Origin of the sequence: Faecalibacterium prausnitzii (genome assembly GCF_003287405.1) — a bacterium.
GTDB classification, from domain to species: domain Bacteria; phylum Bacillota; class Clostridia; order Oscillospirales; family Ruminococcaceae; genus Faecalibacterium; species Faecalibacterium intestinale.
The window spans coordinates 1-16,111 of record NZ_PRLD01000004.1 but is presented as its reverse complement, the minus strand read 5'-3'; the positions used below and the strand labels follow the sequence as shown (position 1 = coordinate 16,111).

Genomic DNA, 16,111 nt, shown 5'->3' with positions numbered 1-16,111 from the left:
CAAAAATCAAGCGAAAACGTAAAAGTTTTAGCTCAGCTGCATCACTTTTGGCATTTCGTTTCAATTCCACCTGTAATAATTGTGCACTTCGATTCGCTTTCGTTACATTTCGATTAAAATAGAAAAATTTTCGTTGCAGTTTCGTTATGGTTTTCGGTGTCAAAGGCCGTATGTATATATTACTTTTAAAATGGGGTTTCGGGTCCTTCGTTCTGTCTTTCACCGGTATGCGCAGCACCGAAAGCCGTCGAAAACCGCCGGGGCTGCGCAGATTATTTTAAAATTTCCGCCGAGATTTTTGCAAAAAGCTCTTGCATTTTTTGGTGGGATACGGTATGCTTAGCGTGATGAGATTGCTTCTTTCGCAGTGCCTTAATCGTTTTCGCCCATCGACGCACTGCCCGCCCGACAAGGCGCAGTTTTAAGGAGGAAGCATTATGAAGTTCGGATATTTTGATGACCAGAATAAGGAATATGTCATCACCACCCCGCAGACCCCCCTGCCCTGGATCAACTACCTTGGCAGCGAGGACTTCTTCAGTCTGGTCTCCAACACGGCGGGCGGTTACAGCTTTTACCGGGACGCCCGGATGCGCCGCCTGACCCGTTACCGCTACAACAACTCCCCGCTGGACATGGACGGCCACCGGATCTACATCAAGGACGGCGACACCGTGTGGAACCCGGGCTGGCAGCCCACCAAGACCCCGCTGGACAGTTACAGCTGCCGCCACGGTCTGGGCTACACTATTTTGGAGGGCAAAAAGGACGGCGTGACCGCTCGGCAGGAACTGTTCGTCCCCAAGGGCGATGCCTGTGAGCTGGACCGGGTGACGGTGTGCAACGGCAGCACCATCGTCAAGGAGCTGGATCTGTTCAGCTATGTGGAGTTCTGCCTGTGGGATGCTGTGGACGACGGCTCCAACTTCCAGCGCAACTTCTCCACCGGTGAGGTGGAGGTAGAGGGCAGCGTCATCTACCACAAGACCGAGTACCGCGAGCGCCGCGACCACTACGCCGTGTTCTGGGCAAACTGCCCGGTGGACAGCTTTGACACCACCCGGGATGCCTTCTGCGGCGTGTACGGCGGCCCGGCAGACCCGCAGGCCGTCCGCGCCGGACACTGCTCCGGCAGCATTACCCACGGCTGGGCACCGGTGGGCGCACTGCACATCCACCTGACCCTCGCCCCCGGCGAGAGCCGCAGCGTCCTGTTCGGTCTGGGCTACATTGAGAACCCGCAGCAGGAAAAGTTCATTGCACCGGGCGTCATCAACAAGACCCGCGCCCATGCCATGATGGAGCGCTACGCTACGGATACACAGGTCGATGCCGCCCGCGCCGCCCTGCGCACCCACTGGGAGCAGCTGCTGTCCACCTACCATCTGGACTCCGGCGAGGAAAAGCTGAACCGCATGGTCAACATCTGGCACCAGTACCAGTGCATGGTCACCTTTAATATGAGCCGCTCTGCCAGCTACTTTGAAAGCGGTACCGGGCGCGGCATGGGCTTCCGGGACAGCTGTCAGGATCTGCTGGGCTTTGTGCACATCATCCCCTCCCGCGCCCGGGAGCGCATTCTGGATATCGCCGCCACCCAGTTTGAGGACGGCAGCGCCTACCACCAGTACCAGCCCCTGACCAAAAAGGGCAACCGGGATATCGGCACCGGCTTCAACGATGACCCGCTGTGGCTCATTGCCGGTACCGCCGCCTACCTGCGGGAGACCGGCGACTGGTCCATTCTGGAAGAGCAGGTGCCCTTTGACAATGACGCCACCAAGGCACAGACCCTGATGGAGCACCTGCGCCGCAGCTTCAACTTTACCTGCACCCATCTGGGTCCCCACGGCCTGCCGCTGATCGGCCGCGCCGACTGGAACGACTGCCTGAACCTGAACTGCTTCTCCGAGCACCCGGGCGAGAGCTTCCAGATCACCGGCCCCAGCGAGGGTCCCGTGGCCGAAAGCGTATTCATTGCCGGTATGTTCGTCAAGTACGGCCACGAATACGCCCAACTGTGCGACCATCTGAATCTGACCGAGGAGGCCGCTGCCGCCCGCAAGCACATTGATGCCGTGGAGCAGGCCACCCTGACCGCCGGTTGGGACGGCGCATGGTTCCGCCGTGCCTACGATGCTTTCGGCAAGCCCGTCGGCAGCAAGGAGTGCACCGAGGGTCAGATCTTTATTGAGCCGCAGGGTATGTGCGTCATGGCGGGCATCGGCAAGGAGAGCGGACAGGCCGCGCAAGCGCTTGCCAGCGTGGAGGAGCGTCTGGACACCAAATACGGTGTGGTGCTGTTGCAGCCCGCCTACACCAGCTATCAGCTGAATCTGGGCGAGATCTCCAGCTATCCTCCGGGATACAAGGAGAACGCCGGTATCTTCTGCCACAACAACCCGTGGATCAGCTGCGCCGAGGCAACGCTCGGTCACGGCGACCGCGCCTTTGCGGTGTACCGCAAGACCTGCCCCGCCTATATCGAGGACATCTCCGAGATCCACCGCACCGAGCCCTACGTTTACAGCCAGATGGTAGCCGGTAAGGACGCTCCCACCTTCGGCGAAGCCAAAAACAGCTGGCTGACCGGCACGGCGGCATGGACCTTCTTCAATATCAGTCAGTACATTCTGGGCATCCAACCCACCTTGGACGGCCTGAAGGTAGACCCCTGCATCCCCCACACCCTGTCCGGCTTCACCGTGACCCGCCGCTTCCGCGGTGCGGTGTACCACATTATGGTGGACAACACCGCCGGGGTGCAGCACGGCATCAAGGCCGTTACTGTGGACGGCAAGACCATCTCCGGCAATGTACTACCGCTGGCTGCCGCTGGTACTGAGGTAACGGTGCAGGTGACCATGGGTTAAACCGACTTTCTCTGCTTTTTCATATTATTCTCCTTTCTGTGACCAAAGCCGCCGCGCAGACCTCTGCACGGCGGCTTTGGTTTATAATGGAACAGTTTAACGATTGAAAATGCGCTCCGCGTTGCTCTGCGCATCTTCAGCGGAAAGGTTATTTTAATATTTCGCGTTTGTCGCGCTCTGCGGAGCGCTCCAAACGCATTTTTACAAGTGGGGCTGCAATGGTTAATGGGCGGTCTGAATCACAAATGCAGTTGACCACTACGACCCCTCCTGTGAAAAAAGCATTTCAGCCAAGCCCGCGTTTGCGCAGCAATGAAAGCCCCAGTGGGGCTTTTAAGCGGCAGAGCGGTCTGCCGTTAGCAGATGGAGGGGCTTTGCCCCGACAAGCTCCGCAGGCTTGGCTGAAATGCAAATTAAAATCATAATTCTGCTATCTATGCGCAGAGCAACGCGGAGCGCATTCCAAATCCTTTCGCCTCCCCGCGGAGGCCATTCCAAATCGTCCCCTTCCCTCTTGCATTTTTGGGGAAAGAGGTGTAGAATACAGTCACAATCAAACACAGGGGAGCTCGTGCAGCGGGCTGAGAGGAAGTATAGCAAGCTTCGACCCTTTTACCTGATGCGGATAATGCCGCCGTAGGAAGTCATATCCTTTATGATTTTTTGCAGGAGGAGCCGCGCCGGGTTCCTCCTGTTTTTTTGTACCTCTGCGGAGGTTCCGCAGCCGGCTGAGGGGGAGCGCCCTGAGCCTTGGATGAATGCAGCGATGGGAAGCCGTGTTCCGGCGTGAGAGGAAACCAGTAAGTTTCGACCGCACCTTCCGTACCTGTTCCCGCCTTGTGGCGGGCACGGGCTGTTTTGTTGCGGGAGCGCCGGTGTTCGTCCTGCGTTGCCGCAGATGGTTGAAAAGGAGCCAATTTATCATGAAGAATCTCTCTGTCAAAAAGCTTGCCCTTGCCGGTATGTTCTGTGCCCTGTGCGTGGTGGGCAGTGTGTTCAGCTTTCCCATGTTCGGCAGCAAGTGCGCCCCGGTGCAGCACATGGTCAATGTGCTGTGCGCCGTTCTGCTGGGGCCGTGGTGGGGCGTCGGTGTAGCCTTTGTGGCTTCCCTGCTGCGCAATCTGCTGGGTCTGGGCAGCCTGATGGCTTTCCCGGGCAGTATGTTCGGTGCGCTGCTGTGCGGCCTTGCATACCACAAGACCAAAAACCTGATCGCCACCGTGGTGGGTGAGGTGTTCGGCACCAGCATTCTGGGCGGCCTGTGCGCATGGCCCGTAGCCATCTTCCTGATGGGCAAGAGTGCTGCGGATATCGCCTTCTACGCCTACATCGTGCCCTTCCTCATCTCCACCGCCGTGGGTGCGGTGATTGCCGGTGCTGTGGTGTTCAGCCTGCAGCGCTCCGGCGCTCTGCGCTCCATGCAGAACAGCCTTTCCTGAGCGGAGGTGCCGGGAATGCTCAAAACCGCCTTTGAGAACCTGCGCAGCCGCAGCCCTCTCATCCACAACATCACCAACTACGTCACCGTGAACGACTGCGCCAACATGGTGCTGGCCTGCGGTGCCTCCCCCATCATGGCCGATGATGCCGCCGAGGTGGAGGAGATCACCGCCATCTGTGGCGGACTGAATATCAACATCGGCACGCTGAACAGCCGCACCGTCACCAGTATGCTGCTGGCGGGCAAAAAGGCCAATCAGCTGGGGCATCCGGTGGTACTGGACCCGGTGGGTGCCGGCGCTTCCCGTCTGCGCACCGACACCGCCTTCCGCCTGCTGCGGGAGGTGCAGTTCACAGTGATCCGGGGCAACATCTCGGAGATCAAGACCCTTGCCTCCGGCGCAGGCACCACCAAGGGCGTGGATGCGGACGTAGCCGACAAGGTGACCGAGGAGAACTTGGACAGCGCCGTAGCCTTTGCCAAGGCCTTTGCCGCCCGCACCGGCGCAGTGGTTGCCATTACCGGTGCTATCGACATCGTGGCCGATGCACAAAAAGCCTACTGCATCCGCAACGGCAACGCCATGATGAGCAGCATCACCGGCACAGGCTGTCAGCTTTCTGCCCTGACGGCGGCTTTTGTCACCGCCAACCCCGGCCACCCGCTGGAAGCTGCCGCTGCGGCGGTATGCGCCATGGGTCTGGCGGGCGAGGTCGCCCACCAGCGGCTCACTCCGCAGGATGGCAACGCTACCTACCGCAATTACATTATTGATGCCATTTACAACATGACCCCCGAACAGCTGGAGAAAGGCGCAAACTATGAAGTGCGATAAACACACTATGCTCCTGTATGCGGTGACCGACCGTGCATGGGTGGGCGAACAGACGTTGTATCAGCAGGTGGAAAGCGCCCTGAAGGGCGGTGCCACCTGTGTGCAGCTGCGGGAAAAGCAGCTGGGCGACGCAGATTTTTTACAGGAAGCCATCCAGATCCACGCTCTGTGCCAGCAATACGGTGTGCCGCTGTTCATCAACGATAACGTGGAGGTGGCCTTGCAGTGCCACGCCGAGGGCATCCATGTGGGGCAGGACGATATGGCCGCCGCACAGGTGCGCCAGCGCGTGGGCGAGGGCGTGATGATCGGCGTATCCGCCCACACGGTACAGGAAGCGCTGGACGCTGTGGCACACGGCGCGGACTACCTTGGCGTGGGTGCGGTATTTGCCACCCACACCAAGACGGACGTGAGCGAGATGACCCGGCAGACCCTGCTGGACATCTGCAACGCCGTGGATGTGCCGGTGGTGGCCATTGGCGGCATCCACAAGGAGAACATCCTGCAGCTCAAGGGCACCGGCGTGGACGGTGTGGCATTGGTAAGCGCCATCTTTGCCGCAAAGGACATCGAGGCCGAGTGCCGGGAGCTGCGCGCCCTTTCGGAGCAGATCATAAAGTAAGCTATCATCCCGCGGCAAACCGGGGGCACCACCTTGGGCCGCGTTACAAAATTCATGGAGAAAACCAACATGAAAAGCGTATTTTGCGCAGGTGCCGGCATCCAGAGCGTACTGTTTTTTCTGAATGACGGCTACCTGTCTGCCACCCTTGCCTGCGGGTCGGGAGTTTCTCCGAGGACCGTCCGCTGGGGTGGGACCCTGCTGCCGCAGGCAGTAGGGCGGGCGATGGAATGGCCCGCAACAGCAACGACCGCCGCCAGTGGCGGAAACAGGAAGTTGCTGTTGGGGCAGCGGCCAGCAGGATGCGAGTGCTGCTCAATGCACGAAGCATCCGCTGGGTGCCGCAACCCGTACTCGTGTTCGAGGAGAAAGCTCCCGGCACACAGGCTGCCCCGTATCACTGCATGACCAGCACCCTGCTGTTCAGAGATAAACTGTCATTTGGAGGAACACAGCGTATGCAGACTTATACCACCCAGATGGATGCCGCCCGCAAGGGCATCATCACCCCGGAGATGGAGATCGTAGCCAAAAAGGAATACCGCACCACCGAGGAGATCCGCCAGTGGGTCGCCGAGGGCAAGGTAGCCATCCCCGCCAACAAGCACCACAAGTGCCTGAACCCCGAGGGCGTAGGCTCCATGCTGCGCACCAAGATCAACGTGAACCTTGGCGTCTCCCGCGACTGCAAGGACTACAACATCGAGATGCAGAAGGTGATGAGCGCCGTGAACATGGGCGCAGAAGCCATTATGGATCTGTCCAGCCACGGCAACACCCAGCCCTTCCGCCAGAAGCTGACCCACGAGTGCCCGGTGATGATCGGCACTGTGCCGGTGTATGATTCGGTCATCCACTACCAGCGGGATCTGGCTGAGCTGACTGCACAGGACTTCATCGATGTGGTACGCCTGCACGCAGAGGACGGCGTGGACTTTGTTACCCTGCACTGCGGCATCACCCGCAAGACCATCGAGCAGATCCGCAAGCACAAGCGCAAGATGAACATCGTGAGCCGCGGCGGCTCTCTGGTGTTTGCGTGGATGAGCATGACCGGCAACGAGAACCCCTTCTACGAGCACTTTGACGAGATCTGCGAGATCTGCGCCGAGCATGATGTGACCATCTCCCTGGGCGACGCCTGCCGTCCCGGCTGTCTGGCTGACGCCACCGACGTATGCCAGATCGAAGAGCTGGTGCGTCTGGGCGAGCTGACCAAGCGCGCATGGGCACACAACGTGCAGGTAATGGTGGAGGGTCCCGGCCATGTGCCCCTGAATCAGGTCGCCGCCAACATGGAGGTGCAGAAGAGCATCTGCATGGGCGCACCCTTCTATGTGCTGGGACCTCTGGTCACCGATATCGCCCCCGGCTACGACCACATCACCGCTGCCATCGGCGGCGCAGTGGCAGCCGCCAGCGGTGCAGCCTTCCTGTGCTATGTGACCCCTGCCGAGCATCTGGCACTGCCCAATGTGGAGGACGTAAAGCAGGGCATCGTGGCCTCCAAGATCGCCGCTCACGCCGCCGACATTGCCAAGGGCATCCCCCACGCCCGGGACATTGACGACAAGATGGGCGATGCCCGCCGCGTACTGGACTGGGATGCACAGTTTGCCTGTGCGCTGGACCCCGAGACCGCCAAGGCCATCCGCGACGCCCGCCTGCCCGAGGACGACCACAGCGACACCTGCAGTATGTGCGGCAAGTTCTGCGCCGTGCGCAGCATGAACAAGGCGCTGGCCGGTGAATACATCGACATTCTGTAAGCTTTTCCCGCGCTGAAAGGCGTTTCTTCCTCCGCCGCCCGGCATAACCGGGCGGCTTTTATGTTGATAACAAAAAAGATTGACCGCCCCACAGTTCCCCAACTCGAGCGGTCAATCTTTTGACATACAGGATGGAAAGCTGACCCTTGCAGTCAGCGCCCCTTCTGTTTGTAGAATAATCGAAGCTATGTGATTTGTCGAGTCATCCCGTTCTATCGATTCTTTCTATCAATATTTTAGATTTTACAATTCTTCTGTGCTGTACTATAATAAAGTAGCAACTTTATTACTCAAAAGTACAGGAGGCTGTTTTCTTGATAGTTGATCTGATCGAAGCGCTTTACCGCCTGCTGTGGGGCGATTTATTCACCCTGCCAGTGGCGGGCGGCATTGGCATCTCCTTCATGGTGGTGCTTCTGTTTGCAGCCGGTATCGGCTTTACCCTGCGCACAAGGCTGCTGCCGGTGCGCCTGTTCCGGGATATGATCGGCGCGGTGTGCGAAAAAAAGCAGGCTGCGGGCGGGCTTTCCTCCTTCCAGACACTGGTCATCTCCACCGCCACCCGGGTAGGCATGGGCAACCTTGTGGGCGTGGTGGCCGCTGTTTCGGCGGGCGGTGCGGGCGCGGTGTTCTGGATGTGGGTCACCGCCCTGCTGGGTGCTTCCACCTCCTTTGTGGAGTCCACTCTGGCGCAGAAGTACCGCGTGCCGGACCCGCTGTACGGCGGCTGGCGGGGCGGCCCGGCCTACTACCTTCATGTGCTGGCAGAGCGCAAGCGGGGCAAAAAGCTCAAGCGCTCGGTGTGCGCAGCGCTGTTTGCAGTGTCCGGTCTGATCTGCTGGTGCGGCATCAGTCAGGTGATTTCCAACTCGGTCAGTTCTGCCTTTGAAAACGCCTTTCACGTCCCGCCGCTGGCCACTACCGTGGTGCTTACCCTGCTGGCGGCGCTGATCGTGCTGCGCAAAAACGCCACCGTAAAAAGCCTTGACTTTATCGTGCCGGTCATGGCGGTGTGCTACTTTGTCATCACGGTGGGCATCGTGGTGCTGAATCTCCGGCAGCTGCCCGCCGTGCTGGCACGCATCTTTGCCGAAGCCTTCGGCCTGCGTCAGGTGGCCGCAGGCGGCTTTGGCGCGGTGCTGATGAACGGTGTCAAGCGCGGGCTGTTCTCCAACGAAGCGGGCAGCGGCTCTGCCCCCTGCGCCGCTGCCGCTGCGGAGTGTGACGACCCGGTAAAGATGGGTCTTGTACAGGCGCTGGGCGTATTGATTGACACGGTGGTCATCTGCAGCTGCACCGCCTTTCTGATGCTGCTGGTGCCGCAGGACATCACCGCCGGGCTGACCGGCATGAACCTTTTACAGACTGCCATGCAGTACCATCTGGGCAGCTTTGGCATCGTGTTCATTGCGGTGATCTTAGCGCTGTTCAGCTTCTCCACCTTTCTGGGGGTGCTGTACTACGCCCGGGGCAATGTGGCCTACCTGTGCGGCGACAACTGGTGGAGCCAGACCGCCTACAAGCTGCTGGCGCTGGCCATGCTGCTGGTGGGCGGCACACAGGCCTACACCGTGGTGTGGGATCTGGGCGATGTGGGCATCGGACTGATGACCATCTTCAATATGCTGGCGCTCGTTCCCCTTTCCGGCGAGGCGCTGACCGCCCTAAACGACTACGAAAAGCGCAAAAAAATAAAATAAGACCACAAAAACGGGCTGCTGCACAAGGTTCTGTGCAACAGCCCGTTTTATATTCGCTCCTAAATCCAGAAAGTCAGCATTTATTTACAGATACTTTTACTTTAGCTTGCTCGCCCTCTCCGTCTTTGCTTCGCAAATCCACCTCTCCCAAAGGGAGAGGCCTTGGCAAAGAGATGAAGTTTGCGTGGACTGCCAAAGGCTCTCCCTTTGGGAGAGCTGGCGCGTTAGCGCCTGAGAGGGCGAGGTCGCTGACCATGTGCAACAGCCCGTTTTGTAATATGCTAAAACTTTCAGCTATGCTGCTTCAGGGCGCAGACAGCAATGCTCAAGGCGCTCCATGCGGCCTGATACATCAGCACCGTGGCGATGGACAGCTGCCAGATGCTGCCCGCATAGGTCAGCAGCACCGCAATGAACACCGAGAAGCACACCGACACCAGCTGCACCGTTGTGGCGCTGGTCTCGGCATTCTGTGCCTGATCTGCGGCCTGCAAGCCGCCAGTCAGGCTGGCAAAGCCCCTGTGGTGGTACAGGCAGCACTTGGGCTTTGCCGGGGCTGCATCGGCGGCTTCAATAGCCTGACACTGGTCGCCGTCCAGTACCGTGACCATGCCCTCCGGCAGGTGGTAGGCCTCGGTGATGTGCCGTGCCGTCAGGCTGGGGTCCTTGCTGGTGACCAGCAGACGGATGTTCTCCCTTTGCAGAGAAGCAAGACTGCGTGCCACATTGCGGCCGCCCACATAGCGCAGCACAAACATGGCGTGCAGGTTGCCGGACACTGCCAGATACAAAATTTGCAGCTCGCCATTTTTGGAGTGGCTGTCCTCGTAATCCTGCTCCGGCAGGGTAACACCCTCCTGCTCCATGTAGCGGCGGGTGCCGATGAGGATGCGGTTATTGTCGCACCATGCCGAGAAGCCCAGCCCGGTGTGCTGCTCCAGATCCTTGACCGGGAACAGGATATCGGTGCGATCCTCGATGATCTGGCGGAACAGCCCGCGCAGGGTGTCGCAGCTCTCGTTCAGTACACTTGCCGCATACAGGATGGCGCGGTCGATGCGGCCGCCCTTGAAGATGCGAATATCCTCCAGCGTCACGCTGTCAGCGGTAAACAGGTCGTCGGCATCCAGCTCAATGGTGTCGATGCCGCCCAGCTCCTCAATGGCTGCCCAGCCGGGCACCACAGCGCCCACAGCGGCGGCAGCTCTTTGCAGCCGCAGCGCCGCCAGACCCGGCACCAGCACCGAGGAAAGGGGTGCGCCCATGCACAGCACGGCAGCAGCCGCAGCCACAGCGCAGTTGATGCCGCCGCCGAACAGCAGGAAGGCTACGCCGCTGAGCACTGCTGCCGCCAGCAGAACACAGGCCACCTTGCGGGCGCGGCGCTCGCTGGCGCGCTCGCTGAGACTCTGCTCCACAAAGTCATCGCTGGCAGTCTGCACCGGGCGGCTCAGCAGCACCCACGGATCCTTCTGCTCCAGATCCCGGGCGAGGGCGCGGATCAGGTCTTTATCGCGGGTACGGTAAGCACCCCGCAGTTCGCCGCCCTCTGCCGCCAGCGCGTAGCCGCCCTGCACGGCAGACAACATCACCCGGCTGCCCACCAGCGCCAGAAACAGTCCCAGTGCCGCCATACCGGTCAGCAGACCGATGCCCTCGGTGCTGCGGTAGGCGTTGGCATTCAGCATGGCCACCACTGCCTGCAGCAGCGCTGCCACAGCAGCCAGCGCGGGCATGGTGTCTGCACTGGGACGGCCGCGCAAGCCGGTCAGACCGTCCCGCAGCACCGGGTAGCCCACAAACAGGCTGGCGGCAAACAGCAGCAGATTGGCGGCATAGAACGCCGCCGGGGCTGCGTCCGGGTCCAGCACCGAAAGCGGCGGCAGCAGACGCTCTGCCGTCAGCCCAAGGTGCAGCAGCACCACAGCCAGAATGCCCGCCAGCACACAGCGCAAGGTCAGCTCTGCGGCCATGTGGTGCAGTTTATCAGTAGTGGATTCCGGCACAGCTTCCTCAGCAGGAACAGCTGCTTCCGGCGCGGTCTCCGGCTGTGCCGGGGCGGCGGGGGCAGCATCTGCCGGTGCGGGAGCCGGTTCAGCAGGAGCGCCGTCCTGCTCCAGCGGGAGCAGCGGCAGGCTCATGGTATCCTCTTTTTCCGGCTTGTGGGCAGCGGGCTTTTCGTCCTCTGCCGTGCCGAACATCTGGAAAATCGACTTTTTCTCAGGCTTTTTCGGCAGCGTTTCCGGGTCTGCCGGAGCGCTGGCAAACACCACCGGCGGCAGTTCCTCGGCGGCCTTTTGTGCAGCCTTTGCCGGGGCTTTTTCCGGCTCTGCCGCAGGCTGTGCAGGCGCGGGCTGCACCTTGGGCTGCGGCACTGCCTGCACGGGCTTTGCCGGCTGCGGGGCAGGCTTTGCCTTGCCGCTCATGCCGTTGAGCATATCCTTCAGCTGCTGCATCTCCCGCTGCTCCAGCTCCTCCTGTGGCAGCAGTATCTCCGGGGCGTTCTTCGCCTTGGGCTGCTTTTGGGGCGCTGCAGCGGGCTGCGGCTCCGGCTGGGATGCAGACTTTTTCGGCTGTGGCTTCACGGCAGCAGCCGCCTTGGGTGCAGGCACAGGCTCTGCCGGGACGGCCTTGACAGGCTCCGGGTGGGCGGGCTGCATCGGCATTACCGGAACAGGGTCTGCGGTGCGCAGCTCCAGCGCCATGTCCTCCTGCTCCGGCTGCACCGGCTTTGCATCTGCCCCCAGCAGGATCTCGCCGGTGGGGATCTCCAGCACCGGCTGTGCCGCGGCGGGCGTTTCTTCTTTATCGTGGCCGAACAGCTTGCCCAGCAGCCCGGCTTTGGGCTTTTCCTCCACCGGGGCAGGCTCGTCCCGGTGGGTCATCTCCTCGGGCAGATCGATCACACTGGTGCTGAAAAAGTTGCGGAACCGCTCTTCAGCCGAGAGCTCTCCCGTCTGCTTGCCCTTGCGTTCATTTTTATTGTTCGGCATCCTTGTCCCTCCCACTGTTCTGGATGGAGTTTACCGCTTGTTTTATTCTTCTACGGCGCGCTGCGACTGGATCTCGTACAGAATGATGCCTGCCGCCACCGAAACGTTATAACTGTCCACGCCGGTACCGGGTGCAGCCATATCCAGCCGCACCACACCGTCGCACAGCTTCTTTACCAGCTGGGATACCCCGCTGCCCTCGCTGCCCAGTACCAGCGCGATGGGGCCGGTCAGGTTATTTTTGCGCAGGGACACACCGTCCATGTCGGCGCAGTAGACGAACACGCCCTGCTCCTTCAGGCGGCGGATGGTCTCGCCGATGTTGGCCACACGCGCCACCGGCAGACGCTCGGCAGCGCCTGCGCTGGACTTGATCACGGTGGGGGTAACGGATGCGCCGCCACGCTTGGGGATGACGATGCCGTGGGCACCGCATAGCAGGGCACTGCGCATGACTGCGCCCAGATTGTGGGGATCCTCAATGCCGTCGCTCAGCACCAAAAAGGGCGGCTCGCCCTTGGCTTTGGCTGCTGCCAGCAGATCCTCCACGGTCGCGTACTCGATCTCGCTTGCAAAGGCCGCCACGCCCTGATGGCTCTCGGTGCCGGTCATCAGGCGCAGCTTGTTGGGGTGCACCCGCTTGACCGTTGCACCGGCCTCTTTGGCCAGCGCTGTATAGTATGCCGCCACTGCCGGAGCCATCCCCTCGGCAATAAGCACGGTATCCACACCGGAGCCGCTCTTGAGCAGCTCGGTCACAGGGTTTTTGCCGTAGATCAGGCTCTCGCTTTTCTGCTGCGGCTGCTCTGCATCGCGGCGCGGACGGCGCGGCTGGTTACGTTCTTCCATCTTTTTATGCTCCTTCCGTTCCGGGCGGGCGGTGCCGCGCCGGAGCGTTTTATTCTGTTTATGATAATCCAAGATAAAGTATACCATATCTCGCCCGGCTTCGCCACAAATTGCAGAGATTTTATTGCCCGGCGCTAAAATTTTTTCGGTAAAAAGCGTTCCTTCCTGCCGGTTTCGGCAGCTGTAAAAATGTTTTGCCCGCTGCCCGGTCGGCGGGGTGCAATTCCGCCGTTTTGCCAAGGTCAAAAGTTTTCCACAAAAAACGTCTATACATTCCGTAAACGCTCTGTAGTTTTTCCACAAGTTGAAAACTCGGTGGAAAGTGTGTAAAAGTCCAGTCATAGCGCCCGTTTTCCGGGCGGAATTAAACAGTTTCCACCGGGTTTTCAACAGCAGGTTCCTCCACATCTTGGCAAAAGCCTTACAATTTGTAAAATTCAAGTCGGAATTATGACAATTTTTTGAACCGGAAATTGTCCGCTTTTGCAATTTTCTCCAACATCATTTTGACGAATGTTAAAATGTGTTGAAAACCCGCGTCATCGATGCACAAGGCAGATGTTGCGGCATATATGGATTTTTGTCTCTAAACATGATAAGTTTCTGATGCAGCCGCTGGAGCCGCTTTGTGCCGTGCCTGTTCCGCAGCAGCTCTATGCAAGAAAAAGCGCCTGTTCGGATTGATTTTAGGCGCAGTTTGGGGTATACTAACCATGTGGGCTCGTTAAACCATGCACAATGCGGTGTGTGGCAGAGCCGGAACCCCGATAATTTTTGGAGGTAATGAATAATGTTGGTAAATGCAACCGAAATGCTGCTCAAGGCACGCGATGGCCACTACGGTGTGCCGCAGTTCAACATCAATAATCTGGAGTGGACCAAGGCAGTCCTGACCGCCTGCGAGGAAATGAAGAGCCCCGTCATTCTGGGTGTTTCCGAGGGTGCAGGTAAGTACATGACCGGCTTCAAGACTGTTGCCGCTATGGTCAGCGCTATGGTCGATTCCATGGGCATCACTGTTCCCGTTGCTCTGCATCTGGATCACGGCACCTACGAGGGCTGCAAGGCCTGCGTTGAGGCCGGCTTCTCTTCCATCATGTTCGATGGCAGCCACTACTCCATCGAGGAGAACGTGGAAAAAACCAAGGAGCTGGTCGCTCTGGCACACGCTCACGGCATGAGCATCGAAGCCGAGGTTGGCTCCATCGGCGGCGTTGAGGACGGCGTTGTAGGCGCTGGCGAGATCGCTGATCCCGAGGAGTGCGCAAAGATCACCGCTCTGGGCATCGACTTCCTGGCTGCCGGCATCGGCAACATCCACGGCGTCTACCCCGCAAACTGGAAGGGTCTGGACTTCGAGGCTCTGGACCGCATCCATAAGGCCACCAACAACATTCCTCTGGTTCTGCACGGCGGCACCGGCATCCCCGATGAGATGATCGCAAAGGCTATCAGCCTGGGCGTTTCCAAGATCAACATCAACACCGAGTGCCAGCTGGTGTTTGCTGAGGCCACCCGCAAGTACATCGAAGAGGGCAAGGATCAGCAGGGCAAGGGCTTCGACCCCCGCAAGCTGCTGGCTCCCGGCGCAAAGGCCATCGAGGCCAAGTGCAAGGAGAAGATCGAGCTGTTCGGCTGCGCAGGCAAGGGCTAAGCAAAAGCTCGTATCCTAACCGGTACACCACCCAATAAAGTATGCGGCCCCGCCGCACTGTTATGCACAGTGCAGCGGAGCCGCTTTTTGTTTTATATGCGAGCACTCAGCCGTGGGTCGTTTCCATATCGCCAGAAATGGATTGCATACAGTCCCGCACCCAGAAGCAGACAAAAGATTGAATAGCTAAGAATCGGAAGCCGCAGCAACACGAGATTGCCCGCGATCTGGGTAAAGAACCAGCCCGTTCCATACAAAATTACGATATAAAGCACCAGCCATGCAGCATATTTCAGCCAATGCTCTCGCGGCGGAAAGCCCACCTGCTCCATCATCCGGCGGAACAGTATGCAAAACGCCGCCACTGCAACAACAAGCTGCATCAGATAGCCTACCGAAAGCTCAAAAACCCAATTTCCAATAATCGGATAGAGCAGCAACCCTTCAATGCCCCACCCAAAAAAGAAATACAGAGGTGCAACATACCAGAAGTAATCCCCGGCTCTCAGTGTTTTCAAGCTGGGCTTGACCTCTTCCACAAAGGTCTTTGCGTCCGAAATCGAATGAAACAGTTCCTGATTTTCCGTGTTGACTTGGATGGCAATATCAAGCAAATCGCTGCGCACCAGTTCGATGCCACAGAAGTCCCAGCTGACCCGGCGAAGATAGCGAATTACTTCTTTAAGCTGTGCCTGACTTTCTTCGGTAAGCAGCTTAGTACGCATCCGGTTTGTTTTTCGCAATGCAAAATACTTATTCATCTGGCTCCTCCTTAAAAATTTTTTTCACCAGCTGGCAAAGTTGGCTCCAATCCTGCCGAAACTCAAGAAGCGCCAGCCGTCCTTCTTCCGTTACAATGTAGTATTTTCGGCTCGGTCCCTTGGGAGAAGGTCTGCGTTCTACCGTAACCTTTCCCTGCTGCTCCAAGCGCAATAGCAACGGATAGAGTGTACTTTCACTCAAGTCAGAAAATCCGACCTGTTTCAGATGCATCACGATCTCATAGCCATAGGTCGGCTCTTGCGCAATCAATTTCAGTACACAGTATTCCAGAACACCCTTTAAAAGTTGTGCATTGTTTTCCATAAGTCCTCCTCTCTGCTAGTATGTAATGCGTAGTAGCTTATCTACATTGTATTACATAGTAGTGTTTCTGTCAAGTCCTGGCCTATTGGCATTACAACCAAAAATCATGCCATATTTTTATGCAACAAAAAAGCCCTGAGATTTCTCTCAGAGCTCTTTATTAAGTCGGCGACTACCTATTTTCACAAGCCGTTTCCAGCTAACTATCTTCGGCACAAGTAAGCTTAACTTCTGTGTTCGGAATGGGAACAGGTGGAACCTTACCGTCATCGACACCGACCAATTT

Annotated in this window: 11 protein-coding genes, 1 rRNA gene and 1 riboswitch; of the genes, 7 read left to right on the top strand and 5 right to left on the bottom strand. The window is 58.7% G+C overall.

The annotated features are described in order from the left end of the window. Positions 1-437: 437 nt before the first annotated feature. The 6 genes from C4N24_RS05100 (at position 438) to C4N24_RS05070 (ending at position 9,243) form a co-directional block, all read left to right on the top strand. Entirely contained in the window at positions 438-2,873 is a 2,436-nt protein-coding gene (locus C4N24_RS05100; protein ID WP_112090562.1) for a GH36-type glycosyl hydrolase domain-containing protein, read from the top strand. Positions 2,874-3,424: 551 nt separating this feature from the next. Further along, positions 3,425-3,533, top strand: a riboswitch (TPP riboswitch). Positions 3,534-3,796: 263 nt separating this feature from the next. Continuing rightward, positions 3,797-4,312, top strand: a complete 516-nt coding sequence (thiW, locus tag C4N24_RS05095; RefSeq protein WP_015536868.1) for an energy coupling factor transporter S component ThiW — start codon at positions 3,797-3,799, stop codon at positions 4,310-4,312. A gap of 15 nt (positions 4,313-4,327) precedes the next feature. Further along, a complete protein-coding gene (thiM, locus tag C4N24_RS05090) occupies positions 4,328-5,149 on the top strand; it encodes a hydroxyethylthiazole kinase (RefSeq protein WP_112090561.1) in 822 nt (273 codons plus the stop codon). Then, complete coding sequence (gene thiE, locus C4N24_RS05085) at positions 5,136-5,774, top strand: thiamine phosphate synthase (RefSeq protein ID WP_112090560.1); 639 nt, start codon at positions 5,136-5,138, stop codon at positions 5,772-5,774. The genes thiM and thiE overlap by 14 nt, the downstream gene beginning before the upstream one ends. 458 nt (positions 5,775-6,232) lie before the next feature. Beyond that, positions 6,233-7,543, top strand: coding sequence for a phosphomethylpyrimidine synthase ThiC (gene thiC, locus C4N24_RS05075; RefSeq protein ID WP_044959529.1), 1,311 nt, complete (start codon positions 6,233-6,235; stop codon positions 7,541-7,543). Positions 7,544-7,857: 314 nt separating this feature from the next. Further along, the gene (locus C4N24_RS05070) at positions 7,858-9,243 is read left to right on the top strand and encodes an alanine/glycine:cation symporter family protein (RefSeq protein ID WP_112090558.1); all 1,386 of its coding nucleotides are present in this window, start codon (positions 7,858-7,860) and stop codon (positions 9,241-9,243) included. A gap of 290 nt (positions 9,244-9,533) precedes the next feature. Here the strand turns inward: C4N24_RS05070 and C4N24_RS05065 are convergent, their stop codons facing one another. Beyond that, positions 9,534-12,236, bottom strand: a complete 2,703-nt coding sequence (locus C4N24_RS05065; RefSeq protein WP_112090557.1) for a cell envelope biogenesis protein OmpA — start codon at positions 12,234-12,236, stop codon at positions 9,534-9,536. 42 nt (positions 12,237-12,278) lie between these two features. After that, complete coding sequence (gene rlmB / locus C4N24_RS05060; RefSeq protein WP_055186112.1) at positions 12,279-13,172, bottom strand: 23S rRNA (guanosine(2251)-2'-O)-methyltransferase RlmB; 894 nt, start codon at positions 13,170-13,172, stop codon at positions 12,279-12,281. 703 nt (positions 13,173-13,875) lie between these two features. Between rlmB and fba the strand changes: the two genes are divergently transcribed. Further along, on the top strand, positions 13,876-14,739 hold the full coding sequence (fba, locus tag C4N24_RS05055) for a class II fructose-1,6-bisphosphate aldolase (RefSeq protein WP_005920439.1): 864 nt from the start codon (positions 13,876-13,878) through the stop codon (positions 14,737-14,739). Between the two features lie 92 nt (positions 14,740-14,831). Here the strand turns inward: fba and C4N24_RS05050 are convergent, their stop codons facing one another. From C4N24_RS05050 to rrf, 3 genes are all read right to left on the bottom strand, one after another. After that, positions 14,832-15,500, bottom strand: coding sequence for a hypothetical protein (locus C4N24_RS05050; RefSeq protein WP_112090556.1), 669 nt, complete (start codon positions 15,498-15,500; stop codon positions 14,832-14,834). Beyond that, positions 15,493-15,825: a PadR family transcriptional regulator gene (locus C4N24_RS05045; protein ID WP_112090555.1), complete on the bottom strand. Its 333-nt coding sequence runs from the start codon at positions 15,823-15,825 to the stop codon at positions 15,493-15,495. Before C4N24_RS05045 ends, C4N24_RS05050 begins: the two co-directional genes overlap by 8 nt. Before the next feature lie 163 nt (positions 15,826-15,988). Continuing rightward, a 5S ribosomal RNA gene (rrf, locus tag C4N24_RS05040) occupies positions 15,989-16,105 on the bottom strand. Between the last annotated feature and the right edge of the window lie 6 nt (positions 16,106-16,111).

Excerpts from the sequence above, each read along its gene's own strand:
- C4N24_RS05100 (WP_112090562.1), top strand. The coding sequence starts at position 438 with ATGAAGTTCGGATATTTTGATGACCAGAATAAGGAATATGTCATCACC.
- thiW (WP_015536868.1), top strand. The coding sequence starts at position 3,797 with ATGAAGAATCTCTCTGTCAAAAAGCTTGCCCTTGCCGGTATGTTCTGT.
- thiM (WP_112090561.1), top strand. The coding sequence starts at position 4,328 with ATGCTCAAAACCGCCTTTGAGAACCTGCGCAGCCGCAGCCCTCTCATC.
- thiE (WP_112090560.1), top strand. The coding sequence starts at position 5,136 with ATGAAGTGCGATAAACACACTATGCTCCTGTATGCGGTGACCGACCGT.
- thiC (WP_044959529.1), top strand. The coding sequence starts at position 6,233 with ATGCAGACTTATACCACCCAGATGGATGCCGCCCGCAAGGGCATCATC.
- C4N24_RS05065 (WP_112090557.1), bottom strand. The coding sequence starts at position 12,236 with ATGCCGAACAATAAAAATGAACGCAAGGGCAAGCAGACGGGAGAGCTC.
- rlmB (WP_055186112.1), bottom strand. The coding sequence starts at position 13,172 with ATGGTATACTTTATCTTGGATTATCATAAACAGAATAAAACGCTCCGG.
- fba (WP_005920439.1), top strand. The coding sequence starts at position 13,876 with ATGTTGGTAAATGCAACCGAAATGCTGCTCAAGGCACGCGATGGCCAC.
- C4N24_RS05050 (WP_112090556.1), bottom strand. The coding sequence starts at position 15,500 with ATGAATAAGTATTTTGCATTGCGAAAAACAAACCGGATGCGTACTAAG.
- C4N24_RS05045 (WP_112090555.1), bottom strand. The coding sequence starts at position 15,825 with ATGGAAAACAATGCACAACTTTTAAAGGGTGTTCTGGAATACTGTGTA.